The organism is Pseudarthrobacter niigatensis (assembly GCF_030812615.1).
GTDB classification, from domain to species: Bacteria; Actinomycetota; Actinomycetes; order Actinomycetales; family Micrococcaceae; genus Arthrobacter; species Arthrobacter niigatensis.
In genome coordinates this window covers 15,925-27,926 of record NZ_JAUSTB010000022.1, presented here as the reverse complement: position 1 = coordinate 27,926, position 12,002 = coordinate 15,925, and the positions used below count along the sequence as shown (strand labels likewise).

Sequence of the window (12,002 nt, the reverse complement as noted above, 5' to 3'; positions counted from 1 at the left end):
CGCTGCTCCAAGCGGCAGCCCAAAAGTAGTAGACCTACCCGAAGGCGCGGAAGCGGGGCCCCCCCCGGGGGGCGGGCGGGGGGGGGGGGGGCCCCCCCCCCCCGCGCCCCCCACACCACTTGGTTGACTTACCAGCCGCCGACAGTGCCTGCCAGACTGTTGAAAAAGGTATTCAAATTCCCGCCAAAGAGTGTGACTCCAGCAACGATCACCAGAGCAATCAGACCCACCAGAAGTGAGTACTCAGTTGCGGTTGCCCCCTTTTCCTGTGAAAGCACGGCCCGCAGTGCCACGAGAAGTTCCTGGTAGCTCGCGTTGACATTTGACATGTCGCCGGTTTCCTTCCTTGCGAAGCTGCGGACTACCAGGCGCCCACCTTGCCGGCCAGTCCATTGAAGAAGGCGTTGAGATTGGTACCGAAGAGCCCGACGCCAACAACGATTACAAGCGCGATCAGACCCACCAGCAGCGAGTACTCGGTTGCGGTTGCACCTTTTTCAGAGTCGAAGCGATCCTTCACGCCGGCGACGAAAGCCATCATCGAGACCATGAGAGAAGTCATTGTATTTTCCTTAATTCGGTGAAATGGGTTTATTTGATTTCAACGAATTTCCAGCTGCCCCCATAAATCCTTAGCGGCTGGACTTCGCTAAGAAGAGAATGTCACTGGGGGGTATAGGGCAACAATGCGTAGTGGTACTCGACTTTTTCGAGAACTGAGAAGAAGGCGTACTCGGAGAAGTGTTGTAGTACTCAGTCGGTATTTCTATGTACCCTGGTGACTACTTGGGGGCCGCGTGGCGCCTCCGGGCAGACCCTTCGCCACACGGCTAAGCTGCGAAGAGGGTGACGGCCGCTAGGGCACCGAGCATCGAGGGCCCGTGTGGTACTTCCGCGGCTTCATTCCGGCCTTTTCTGCTGATCATCAACATTGAAACGATGCCGTTCAGGACGAACCCAAGCAGGCCGCCGTAGAGAAGGTGACTCCAACCTAGGTACCCCAGGTAAAGGCCGACAGGGCCGGCTAGCTTCACGTCGCCCATTCCGATGGCACCGGGCGAAATGAGTCCCAAAAACACGTAGCCGGAAAACAAAATGACAGCTCCCAAGGCCCCGCGAAGCAAATCATCAGATTGCTTGTCATATATCCCTGGCAAAAGAAGCAGCAAAAGACCGCCGGCAAACAGCATTATTACGAGGGGGTTTGGCAGAAGGTGGAGCGCGATATCGATCCTTGCCAGCTGAGCGCCTAGGACAGCAAGCAAAATGAAGGCTGGGAGGCTGAGCCCGCTGCCAAAACGCGCCGCAAAGGCGGCGCATGCGATGGCGGTTACTGCCGCCGTCGAAATTCGCGCCTGTAGGCGCGGCACTTCCCCAAGCCTGGGAAGCAGTCTTGCGATCAGTCGCTCGACGATGGGGGAGAGGACGGCTCCCAAGAGCGCGGCGCCGACGACCAAGAGCACCGCGTTAGGGTCCCAGTTCCCCGCTGACAACACTGCATCCCCCTGCGTTGGTTTAGGCCGGCGCGGCCCCAGCGGCCTCCGGCTACCTCATTTTGACCCCGAACCACCTGACGCGCTAATCTAGGTAGTCGTTGTGCGTGTCCTATTCCGATGGTGCGTGCCCGCTTGAGGATCCGGTTGCAGGATAACTACTCAACGTGCACATTCGGAACTTCAGGATGACTGGTTACATGGAGTCCTCACCTCTGTTCCGGTAGCGCGCAGACAGTAGGTGCGCGAGCTAGCGACACCTAAACAAGAACGCCAGAACAAGAACGAGGCAAACACCGTGCGTACGTACACCCCGAAGCCCGGCGATATCAACCGCCAGTGGCACGTCATTGACGCCACCGACGTTGTCCTTGGTCGTCTTGCAAGCCAGACCGCAATCCTGCTGCGCGGCAAGCACAAGGCCACTTTCGCATCCCACATGGACATGGGCGACTTTGTCATCATCATCAACGCCGAGAAGGTAGCCCTGACCGGCGCCAAGCTGGAGCAGAAGCGCGCATACCGCCACTCCGGCTACCCGGGCGGCCTGACCTCCGTCAACTACGCGGAACTGCTGGAAACCAACCCGGTCCGCGCCGTTGAGAAGGCCATCAAGGGCATGCTCCCCAAAAACTCCCTCGCTGCCCAGCAGCTGGGCAAGCTGAAGGTGTACCGCGGTGCTGAGCACCCGCACGCCGCCCAGCAGCCCAAGACTTTCGAAATCACCCAGGTCGCCCAGTAGTCCTGGCCACCAAACAACTTATCTATACAAGGAGAATCGTGGCTCAGAACGAAGAGACCACCGAGGCTGTCGAAGCCGAGGAAAACCTGACCAGCTACACCTCTGAGAGCTCAGCTGCTGAAGCTGCTCCCAAGAAGGAGCGCCCGGCCCTGACCGTTGCCGGCGCAGCTGTTGGCCGCCGCAAGGAAGCCGTTGCACGCGTCCGCGTCGTGCCCGGCTCCGGCAAGTGGACCATCAACGGCCGTGCGCTGGACAACTACTTCCCGAACAAGCTGCACCAGCAGGACGTCAACGAGCCCTTCAAGATCCTTGATCTCGAAGGCGCCTACGACGTCATCGCCCGCATCCACGGCGGCGGCATCTCCGGCCAGGCCGGCGCCCTGCGCCTCGGCATCGCCCGTTCGCTGAACGAGATCGACGTCGAGAACAACCGCCCGACGCTGAAGAAGGCCGGTTACCTGTCACGCGACGCCCGTGTCATCGAGCGTAAGAAGGCCGGTCTCAAGAAGGCCCGCAAGGCTCAGCAGTACTCTAAGCGCTAAATCCGCTTGCTCAAAAGCCCGTCCCACCGGTTGGTGGGGCGGGCTTTTGAGCATGTCAATTTGGTAGTTCCCGTGATAAATCATAGAGTCGAACTCCGGAGAATTCCTGGTACGGATAGTGGTCCTCGATCCACGAGACAACGGCTAGCGTGTTCGATCCAGCAGACCAGCTAAGAATCCCTGGCTGGTGTATGTAGTAGTGCACCTCTCCGGCGCGTACATAGTCCTTAAAGGAGTCCAAGGACGGGTAAGGGTCTAGAGCAGAGAAGCCGCCAATCGACATAACCGGGCGCTTTGTAGCCAGCTGGTACAGAGCTGCATTTTCGCTTCCAGTCGTCGCAGCCGCCCAACGTGTGCCAGAAGGTGTCCCCTCGATGTATGCTGCGATTTCTGCAACTACGGGCTCTCCTCGTGAGAGTGCGTACTTACTTTTCTCACCGCGACTCAATTGCTCGGCGTCGCGTTTATGCCAACTCTCGACCGTCGGAACTGGTCCGGAAATCGGAAATGATCCTTGCTGCGAAGTTGAAATGGACTCGATGATGAACATCGCAGGTAATAAAAGTATTGATACACCTGCCAGTATGAGCGATGTCGCGACGGCTTTGGGGCGCTTGATTAGGTAAGGAAAAATCAAGGAGAATGCGGACGCAAGCGCTCCAACTTTTATTCCGAAAGACGCCCAAGGCTGCCAGTCCTGGAACCAGGTGAGGATACCGGATGTGAGTACAGCGCAGAAGAGCGTGATGACGGCCGCCAGACGCAAGTAAGTCGGCCTATTTCGGTTCACCCAGCACCCTTCGAAGGCTGCGGCAGCGGTAGATGCCATCGGGAGGGCCAGCATCGACGTGTAGTAGGGATGTATGTCGCCCGTCATGAAGCTGAGCACGGCGAAAGTGGTGAGGAACCAAATGGACAGTAGTGTTGTGGCGTACGACTCAAGACGGGACGAGCTGCGGCGGCAGAGCCTGATGACCAGTAGTGCGGCCCCTACGAAGGCAACGGGCAGCAGCCACGCCACCTCGGGAGCGTAGTTGATGGTGAAGAGTCGAATAAGGCTGGCATCATATCCAACAACTCCTGAAAAGCCTTTTGGATTAACTGCACCGAGGTCCGACTGTCCGGTTAGTCGACCAAGGCCGTTGTAACCGAAAGTTAGGTCGAGAAAGCTGTTTGTAGACGTCCCACCTATCCATGGTCTTTGCGATGGCGGAGTGAGTTCAACGATGGCTATCCATAATGAGGCCGGGATAAGAGTGACCAAGGCACCGGCAAACAGGTGAAATAGTCTTGCTCGCACTCGGCCATCACCGTACATCAAAAATGCGATTGCGAGCGCCGGCGCCAAAATCCAACTTTGGAATTGCTTGCACATGAATGCAACCCCAAGGATGAGTGAAGCAGCGTAGAGGTACCTCGACTGGTGCTTTTCCAAGGATTTCACTGCAAAGAAGACCGTCAAGGACCATAGAAAGAGGAGCAGTGCGTCCGGATTATTGAACCGAAAAATCATGGACGTCACCGGAGTAAGTACGACGAATATTCCCCCCAGAAGGGCTTGTCGCCTACTGGACCAGCAAAGACTCGTCCTGTACACCAGGAATACAGTAGCCACGCCCATCAGGGCCTGCGGCGCCAAGACGCTGAGAGAACTGAGGCCGAAGAGCTTGATAGACAATGCAATTATCCACAAATGCGCCGGGGGCTTATCAACCGAAAGGCCATTTCCAGCATCAGCCGAACCAAACAACAAGCCCTGCATGTCTGTCGCACCGACGTGCGCTGCTGCTGCATAATATGGATTTCCCCATCCGTTTATAGGGAGATTCCAAAAATAGACTGAGCCGGCAAGGCAAAACAGCACCAGCTCTGGCCAGTATCTGGCTAAGCTAGCCGTTGTTGCCGTTAGCTGTCCTGCGCTGGATCTAATGATCGGCGACGTCATAGACGTTAGTGCCATCTACCTGCTCCGCTCTAAAGTTTGCCTTGACCCAGTCCTGGATGGCGATGAGGTCCTTGCTGTTGCCCGGCACCTTCAGCTGCTCTTGCTGTTCGATCACATAGCAGACTTGACCGGCCGCTACCGCCGCCTGAAATTGTTCCAGGGTCGGTGTGGGGTCAACGGCAGCGAATCCGCCAATCGACATGACAGTGCGTCCTGTTGAAAGTTGATACTGAGCCGCCGTCTGACCTGGATACGTTGCAGCTGCCCATGTGCAACTCGCTGGCGCCTGTCGAATTAGGTTGACCATTGCGGGGCCAGGCTTTATGCCTATCGCGATGCCGGTGGCCCAAGCGGGTTCTTGATTTTTGACGCCTTGAAGAAAGCGGCTGAGCGTATTGGGACTCTTCGTTAGTCCACCAGAAATTGGATTAGATCCTTCCTGCGGGGACTGGAGCGTGAGAGCTGAACAATAAAGTGGTCCAATCATAAGTGCGCTGATCGCGAGGCCGTTGGCGACGTTCGGAAGCCAGCGCCTTGGTGCCGGAACCGTCAGTACTGCGGCTGCGCCAACGCCCATCAGGAGAATGGCGGTCCCCAGCCACTCGGGATAGTCGTTGCTCACCTGCCACATGCCGCGCGCGAATACTACGCTCACGACCACCGAGAGAGCCAACGCGATGCGTCCCGGGCGCGTCTTCGCTGCTCGTGTCATTAGGTCGATACCGAGCCCTAAAGACAAGGCGGAGGGAAGCGCAAGTGAAGATGTGTAGTAAGAGTGAAAGTTGTTACCCATAAAGCTGAGCACCATATACGTCGTAATTGTCCACACACTTGCTGCGCAGACCAGAACGGACTGGCTGCGGGAATAACTTCCTTTGATGAGTACAATCAGCGTTGCAATGCTGGCAAGCAAAGCTGGAAGTAAAATCCACCCGATTTCTTGACCGTAGTTGGTATTGAGTAGCCGGAAGAATCCCGCATCGGATTCTACGCTGCGGTATTGATCTGGTATCAGGGTGGCAGATGGCATATCAGCCTGCTTCAGGATACGTTCGAGCCCGTTGTAGCCCAAGGTGAGTTCAAGCATGCTGTTGGTAGTCGAACCGCCTATATATGGGCGGCTCGAATGCGACATCAAATCCACGAAGAGCGGCCACAACAGGGAACCGATCCCCAAAATTATGCCAGCGATTCCTATGTTGCACATCCGCCTTCGCCAAGGACTTGATTCGTATAACAAGTATGTGGCCGCAACTGAGGGCAGTACCAGGAAGGCTTGAAGTTGTTTGGTCAGAAAGCCCAATACAAGAAGCAAGACCACCAGGGAAATGTAAATGAAGCGACCCGTCTCTACTGCCCGTACACCTGCATACAGAGCACCGATCATCAGAAGAATCATTAGCGGGTCCGGGTTGTTGTACCTTGCCATTAGGACAGTTATCGGTGCGAAGGCATAGGCGCTTGCTGCAAAGAGGGCCGATGAAAATGGAAAGCAACGTCTGACCAGCCGAAACAACAGGAAGGTGCTGGCCAGTGTCATAAGCGCCTGGGGAACCATCAAGGACCAAGAGTTGAGCCCAAAAATTCGGACGGATACGCCCATCACCCACAGACTTAGTGGGGGCTTATCGACCGTGATGAAGTTACCCCAGTCAGCAGAAGCGAATAAGAATGCCTGCAAATTGTGCTGACCCGCTTGAACGGCGGCAGAGTAATATGCGTTCGCCCATCCATTTTTATCGACAGCCCAGACGTACATGAGCCCCGCCATGAGCATTAGGGCGCCAACAGCCCATTTTTCCAGCTGCTGGTGAACAGGCGCCTTACACGACCGGTGAAGTCCGCTCCGCTGCTCTTCTTTCAGCTTCACAGGACTGACTTTCCCGCATGCGCCATCCGGATCCTGGTTATCATGCCTGTGGTTCGGCTCGCCCGGAAGACCCAGAGCCGCAGCAGTACAAACCTCATTAACGTGGCGAGGACGTTGGCAGTGGTCAGGACCAGAAGCTCAACATTGGGCGCGGCATCAGGGTGCAACGAGTGGAGTACCACCAAAGATGACGATGTAAGCATCCACGCCAGAAGAAACACGACGAAGCCTTGGATTTGCTGAGTAAACAGCTTCTCGGGCCCGCTGATGCCAAATGTGAAACGCCTGTTGGCGGCCGTGTTTCCCACGGCCGTCAGCAGCAGCGACAGGAAGTTGGCTTCCTGAGAGCCGAGGGGCCCCTGCATTACGAGGTAGAGAAGTGCGAAGGCCAAGGTGGACGCTACGCCCACGAGGCCAAACCTTAGCACTTGCCCAAAAAAGCTTGGCCGGCTTTGGGGCGCGATTGGGCGGCGCCCCAGCTCCGCGTATATCACCTGGACGGGTATGACGCCGTTTATCAGCGACCCGGCAACCCGAACCATTCCCTTCACGTCGTCCAAAGCTGTCTGTTTGATGTCCACGCGGCTGTCCGGGTCATCTACCCAGTCGACTGGAATCTCGTGAATTCGAAGTCCTGAACGCTCAGCAATAATCAAAAGCTCCGTGTCAAAAAACCAGCCATTGTCCTCAATGTGGGGAAGCAGACGCTTTGCCACATCGGCTCGAATGGCTTTGAATCCACACTGGGCATCCGAAAACCGCACCTGCATTGTCCGGCGGAGCAGGAAGTTATATGACCGGGAAATGAACTCCCGCTTAGGCCCGCGACTCACCCGTGAATTTTGGCCCAACCGCGTGCCAATGGAGATATCAGAATGCCCGGACAACAGGGGTGCCACCAGAGGTGGGAGCGCCGCGAGATCTGTCGAGAGATCCACGTCCAAGTAGGCGAGGACTTTCGCATCGGAAGCTGTCCAGGCGTCTCGAAGTGCCAGGCCGCGTCCTTTGGTTTCCAAGCGACGGTAACCGACGTTGTCCAGTTGCTCGCTGAGTCGAGCGGCAATCACCGCAGTCCTGTCGGTGCTTGCATTATCGGCGATGGTGATTTTCCATCTCGACGGCATTTCGTTCGTCAAATATTCGGCGAGCCTTGTGATGCTGCGTTCGAGTACCGCTTCTTCGTTGTAGACCGGTACCACAATTTCGAGCGCCAAGCCCCCATAGCTAGGTGTCATGAATGGATCGTAGGAGCAGCCAAGTGACGTTAGCGAGACTTTTGGATAAAGACAGGTACCGGCGGTCAAAACCAAGTAGTTCCATAGCTTCGCCAATGCCCAGGACAGGTAAGTGCTACTGAGGACGCCGTCCGTCGTCAGCGTTAGCTTTTCGAACATGGGGGAACCTGTTCTTGAGCGAGACGAAGTAAGATACGCGTCTCTGGACGGCCTGCGGGGACTCGCAGCCGCAGTCGTGCTGATACACCATTGCTTCCTCGTGTCGCCTCCACTCGCGTCAGCGGCCCAGAGGCAAACCGAGGGGCAGGTGGAAGCTTGGGTTTGGTGGGTCACCTTCACACCGCTGCACCTACTTTGGGCCGGCAAGGAGGCTGTCTATGTCTTTTTCGTATTGTCCGGCTTCGTTCTGGCACTTCCATTCATCACTAAATCCTCACCCAACTGGGCAGCATACATACCTCGGCGACTTCTCAGGATCTATCCACCCGTGTGGGCGTCCCTAGTTATTGCGTTGCTGTCCACCTTGGTATTCCGACGTGCCGCCGACCCGACCTTTAGTTGGTGGGTGAATCTGCATGACGAGAAGGGCGATGTCTTGAGAGACTCTGTGCTCCTTCTGGGGACAAGCTCTCTGAACTCGCCACTGTGGTCCCTTCAATGGGAGATAGTGTTCTCGCTGCTCCTGCCGCTGTTCGTCGTCGCGGCCATATGGTTTCGACGGTTCTGGGTCATTGCCGCAATGGCGCTGATTATGCTGATTGGCTTAGCTGATCTCATCAACGTGGTAGGACCGGCCTACCTTCCGATTTTCGGAGTGGGGGTACTCATGGCGGCAAGACGAGATAGGTTGCACGCGTGGGCAACCAAGTTGAACAGCCGTAGCTGGGGGCTATTGTTTGTGGCTTCGCTGATGCTCTTGAATGTGCACTGGGTAGCCCCGCCATTCCTCATGGCCCGGGCGGTCGCTGCGCTAGGAGGAGCCGTGTTAGTCTTCGTCTTCATCGGTTCCAAACTGGCAACCAGCTTTGGGAAAGGGCCGGCAGTCCAATGGCTCGGAACAAGATCCTTCAGTCTCTATCTAGTTCATGAACCCGTTGTCATGGCGATTGCCTTCGGGCTGAGAATCACCGATCCATTGCTTGTCGTTGCGATCGCTATGCCCGCTTCGTTTGTGCTGGCTGAGGGATTCTTCCGCCTCATGGAACGACCGTGTCATCGGCTGTCTGTCATTGTTGGCAGGTTTGCGACGAAATGGGCGGGCCCCACCCAGCAACGACTGGTGACGCAGCGTTAGGCTCGGGCTATCAGAATCCTGCGCTGGTCCTCCTTCGGACCACTGGTCAGCCGTTTCAAGCTCCTATCCACCCATCCTCTACACTTGACCGGTGTCTAGATTATTTGGAACTGATGGTGTCCGGGGGCTGGCCAACGGCCTGCTGACAGCAGAGCTGGCCCTGCAGCTGGCCCAGGCGGCCGCCGTCGTGCTCGGCCACGACCGCAACTCCAACGGCTCCCGGCCCCGCGCCGTGCTGGCCCGTGACCCGCGCGCAAGCGGCGAATTCATCGCCGCAGCCGTGGAAGCCGGCCTCTCCAGCTCGGGCATCGACGTCTATGACGCCGGCGTCCTGCCCACCCCCGCCGCCGCCTACCTCGTCGCGGACCTGGACGCCGATTTCGGAGTCATGATCTCCGCCTCCCACAACCCGGCGCCGGACAACGGCATCAAGTTCTTCGCCCGGGGCGGCCAGAAGCTGCCCGACGAGGTGGAGGACGCCATTGAGGCACAGATGAACAAGGAAGCCGTCCGCCCCACCGGCCCCGACGTCGGCCGCATCCAGCGCTTCTCGGATGCCGAAGACCGCTACATCGTCCACCTGCTCCGCACCCTGCCGCACCGCCTGGACGGCCTCACCGTGGTACTGGACTGCGCCAACGGTGCCGCCAGCGGCTGCTCGCCCCAGCTCTTCAAGGACGCCGGCGCCCACGTCATCGTCATCGGCGCGGATCCTGACGGACTGAATATCAACGACGGTGTTGGTTCCACCCACCTAGGCCCGCTCAAGGACGCCGTAATCAAGTACGGCGCCAACCTGGGCATCGCCCACGACGGCGATGCTGACCGCTGCCTGGCCGTGGACCATGAAGGCAACGAGGTGGACGGCGACCAGATTATGGCCATCCTCGCCGTCGCGCTCAAGAAGGCCGGCAAGCTCAAGGACGATGTCCTCGTGGCCACCGTCATGAGCAACGTGGGCCTCAAGATCGCCCTCCGCGACGCCGGCATCACCATTATGGAAACAGCCGTGGGGGACCGGTACGTCCTCGAAGGAATGCGCGACGGCGGCTACAACCTGGGCGGCGAGCAGTCCGGCCACGTGATCTTCTCCGACCACGCGACTACCGGCGACGGCCTCCTTACCGGCTTGCAGCTCGCCGCGCAGGTGGCCCTGACCGGGAAGCCGCTCAAGGAGCTCGCCACGGTCATGACCAAGCTCCCGCAGGTACTCATCAACGTCAAGGGTGTTGACCGCAGCAGGGTGGGCAGCAGCGAGGTACTGGCCCAGGCCGTGGCGGCAGCGGAAGCCGCTCTGGGTGACACCGGACGCGTCCTGCTCCGCCCCTCCGGCACCGAGCCCGTGGTCCGTGTGATGGTGGAGGCGGCGGACGAAGAGACGGCCCAATCCATTGCCGAACACCTCGCACAGGTGGTCCGGACCGAGCTCGCGCTGGAGCTCGCTGCAAACTAGCCGCGAACATCTGCAACCAACTGTGGCCCGCCTCCATCAGGAGACGGGCCACAGTTGCGGGGCGGATACGGGGTCAGATATTCCGGCTCTGGAGGGAGTCACGGATTTCGGTCAGCAGGGCGATCTGCGGGTCCTCGGCAGATTCTTCCTTGACGTCCTGGTTGATGCCGAGACGGCGGTTGCGGCGCTCGATCATGTGGTTCATGGGCATGACCACCACAAAGTAGATGGCGGCGGCAATCAGCAGGAAGTTGACTATCGCGGTTAGCAGGACGCCAAACTCCACGGCGTTGCCGTTGAAGTCCACCTTGGCGAAGCTGTCAAAGTTCGGCGATCCCACAAGCCCTGCAATGAACGGCATGAGCACCTTGTTCACCAGCGCGGTTACAACCGCGCCGAAGGCAGTACCCATGACAACAGCGACGGCAAGGTCTACGACGTTGCCCTTCATAATGAAATTCTTGAATCCTGTCAGCATGGGACCCACGCTAGCCCACGGAGGGAGTGCTTCAGATAACGCGGCGGTAAATTCTTATCGCGTCTTGGGAACCGGATTGGCGTGCGGAACGTTCACGGGTATCCCGGTGCCGCTTCCAGCCCGAAGTATTCCTCCAGCGTCCCGATGCCGCGGTTCAGCATGTCCGTTGCCGCCTCAACCCCCACATACCGCAGGTGCCAGGGCTCGTAGTAGTACCCCGTGATGGGATGCAGCATCCACGGGTAGCGCACCACGAATCCAAACCGGTGCCCGTTCGCCTTCGCCCACGTGGCCGCAGGCTGCTCCGCGAAGCACGGCTGGAAGCTGCAGGCGCCCCCGCCGTCGCCGATGTCGAACGCCCACCCGGTCTGGTGCTCCGAGTGGCCGGGACGCGCGCTGGCGGTGTCGGCGTCGGCCTGTCCGCGCGCCGCGACGTACCCGTTGTAGGTGGTCACCTGGGTGCTGTACGAACGGTAGCCGCTGGCCAGGACCATCGCCACACCGTCCTGCGCGGCCGCCGCGAACATCGCCTCGGCCGCTGCTGCCGTGGTGCCGTTCAGCAGCGCCGCCTCACCTGCGGCGGAAATGGCGACGGTGGGACGCACCAGGTCGGCAGGCACATAGTCGGCCGGCTTCAAAGGCCGGTGCTTGTTCACGATGACCCAGGGGCTCGCCGGATCATCGAGCGAAAACTGCCGTGCCAAAGCTGCCGATGGCGACGGTGTGGGGGACGGCGCCTCAGCCGGCTGGCCCACGGTGGCCGCGTCCGCCGTCGGGCCCGCTGACGCGGTGGCGGCCGCAGGGGAGGGGGACGGGGATGGAGCAGCGGACGACGACGGCGCCGCCTTGGGTGCCTCAGGCGTGCAGGCGGACAGGACAGTCAGCCCGGCCCCCGCAGCGAGGAAGCGCGTGAAGCTGCGGCGGCTGTGCGACCCGCATTCGTAGCACAC

General features: G+C 58.9%; 12 protein-coding genes. 4 read left to right on the top strand and 8 right to left on the bottom strand.

Translation table 11 applies throughout. From position 1 onward, the window contains the following. Positions 1-128 precede the first annotated feature (128 nt). The 3 genes from J2T23_RS19370 to J2T23_RS19360 form a co-directional block, all read right to left on the bottom strand. On the bottom strand, positions 129-329 hold the full coding sequence (locus tag J2T23_RS19370; RefSeq protein ID WP_307362728.1) for a Flp family type IVb pilin: 201 nt from the start codon (positions 327-329) through the stop codon (positions 129-131). Positions 330-361: 32 nt separating this feature from the next. After that, on the bottom strand, positions 362-562 hold the full coding sequence (locus tag J2T23_RS19365; protein WP_307362721.1) for a Flp family type IVb pilin: 201 nt from the start codon (positions 560-562) through the stop codon (positions 362-364). Between the two features lie 268 nt (positions 563-830). Beyond that, positions 831-1,463, bottom strand: coding sequence for a prepilin peptidase (locus J2T23_RS19360; protein WP_307362718.1), 633 nt, complete (start codon positions 1,461-1,463; stop codon positions 831-833). Between the two features lie 328 nt (positions 1,464-1,791). On the opposite strand from J2T23_RS19360, the gene rplM reads away from it, so the two are divergent. Continuing rightward, positions 1,792-2,235 (top strand): 50S ribosomal protein L13, encoded by a 444-nt coding sequence (rplM, locus tag J2T23_RS19355; RefSeq protein ID WP_043454696.1) that lies wholly within the window; start codon positions 1,792-1,794, stop codon positions 2,233-2,235. A gap of 38 nt (positions 2,236-2,273) precedes the next feature. Then, positions 2,274-2,777 (top strand): 30S ribosomal protein S9, encoded by a 504-nt coding sequence (gene rpsI, locus J2T23_RS19350; protein WP_141159801.1) that lies wholly within the window; start codon positions 2,274-2,276, stop codon positions 2,775-2,777. A 55-nt stretch (positions 2,778-2,832) separates the two neighbouring features. On the opposite strand, the gene J2T23_RS19345 is transcribed toward rpsI, so the two are convergent. From J2T23_RS19345 to J2T23_RS19335, 3 genes are read right to left on the bottom strand one after another with little or no spacing between them, the layout of a single operon-like run. Then, a complete protein-coding gene (locus J2T23_RS19345) occupies positions 2,833-4,722 on the bottom strand; it encodes an ArnT family glycosyltransferase (protein WP_307362714.1) in 1,890 nt (629 codons plus the stop codon). After that, positions 4,703-6,592 (bottom strand): ArnT family glycosyltransferase, encoded by a 1,890-nt coding sequence (locus J2T23_RS19340; protein ID WP_307362711.1) that lies wholly within the window; start codon positions 6,590-6,592, stop codon positions 4,703-4,705. The genes J2T23_RS19345 and J2T23_RS19340 overlap by 20 nt, the downstream gene beginning before the upstream one ends. Next, positions 6,589-7,827 carry a bifunctional glycosyltransferase family 2/GtrA family protein gene (locus J2T23_RS19335; RefSeq protein ID WP_307362731.1) on the bottom strand — a complete coding sequence of 413 codons (1,239 nt, stop codon included), beginning with the start codon at positions 7,825-7,827 and terminating at the stop codon, positions 6,589-6,591. Before J2T23_RS19335 ends, J2T23_RS19340 begins: the two co-directional genes overlap by 4 nt. A 157-nt stretch (positions 7,828-7,984) precedes the next feature. Here J2T23_RS19335 and J2T23_RS19330 point away from each other — a divergent pair, with 157 nt between their 5' ends. Further along, positions 7,985-9,121 carry an acyltransferase family protein gene (locus J2T23_RS19330; RefSeq protein WP_307362709.1) on the top strand — a complete coding sequence of 379 codons (1,137 nt, stop codon included), beginning with the start codon at positions 7,985-7,987 and terminating at the stop codon, positions 9,119-9,121. Between the two features lie 91 nt (positions 9,122-9,212). Continuing rightward, positions 9,213-10,574, top strand: coding sequence for a phosphoglucosamine mutase (gene glmM / locus J2T23_RS19325; protein WP_307362707.1), 1,362 nt, complete (start codon positions 9,213-9,215; stop codon positions 10,572-10,574). 73 nt (positions 10,575-10,647) lie between these two features. Here glmM and mscL read toward each other — a convergent pair whose 3' ends face one another. Both mscL and J2T23_RS19315 read right to left on the bottom strand, forming a co-directional pair. After that, the gene (gene mscL, locus J2T23_RS19320; protein WP_141159804.1) at positions 10,648-11,052 is read right to left on the bottom strand and encodes a large conductance mechanosensitive channel protein MscL; all 405 of its coding nucleotides are present in this window, start codon (positions 11,050-11,052) and stop codon (positions 10,648-10,650) included. Between the two features lie 92 nt (positions 11,053-11,144). Continuing rightward, positions 11,145-12,002, bottom strand: a complete 858-nt coding sequence (locus J2T23_RS19315; RefSeq protein WP_307362705.1) for a M15 family metallopeptidase — start codon at positions 12,000-12,002, stop codon at positions 11,145-11,147.

What these genes read in the sequence shown, in the direction of transcription:
- J2T23_RS19370 (WP_307362728.1), bottom strand. Translation starts at nt 329, where the DNA reads ATGTCAAATGTCAACGCGAGCTACCAGGAACTTCTCGTGGCACTGCGG.
- J2T23_RS19365 (WP_307362721.1), bottom strand. Translation starts at nt 562, where the DNA reads ATGACTTCTCTCATGGTCTCGATGATGGCTTTCGTCGCCGGCGTGAAG.
- J2T23_RS19345 (WP_307362714.1), bottom strand. Translation starts at nt 4,722, where the DNA reads ATGACGTCGCCGATCATTAGATCCAGCGCAGGACAGCTAACGGCAACA.
- J2T23_RS19335 (WP_307362731.1), bottom strand. Translation starts at nt 7,827, where the DNA reads ATGACACCTAGCTATGGGGGCTTGGCGCTCGAAATTGTGGTACCGGTC.
- J2T23_RS19330 (WP_307362709.1), top strand. Translation starts at nt 7,985, where the DNA reads ATGGGGGAACCTGTTCTTGAGCGAGACGAAGTAAGATACGCGTCTCTG.
- mscL (WP_141159804.1), bottom strand. Translation starts at nt 11,052, where the DNA reads ATGCTGACAGGATTCAAGAATTTCATTATGAAGGGCAACGTCGTAGAC.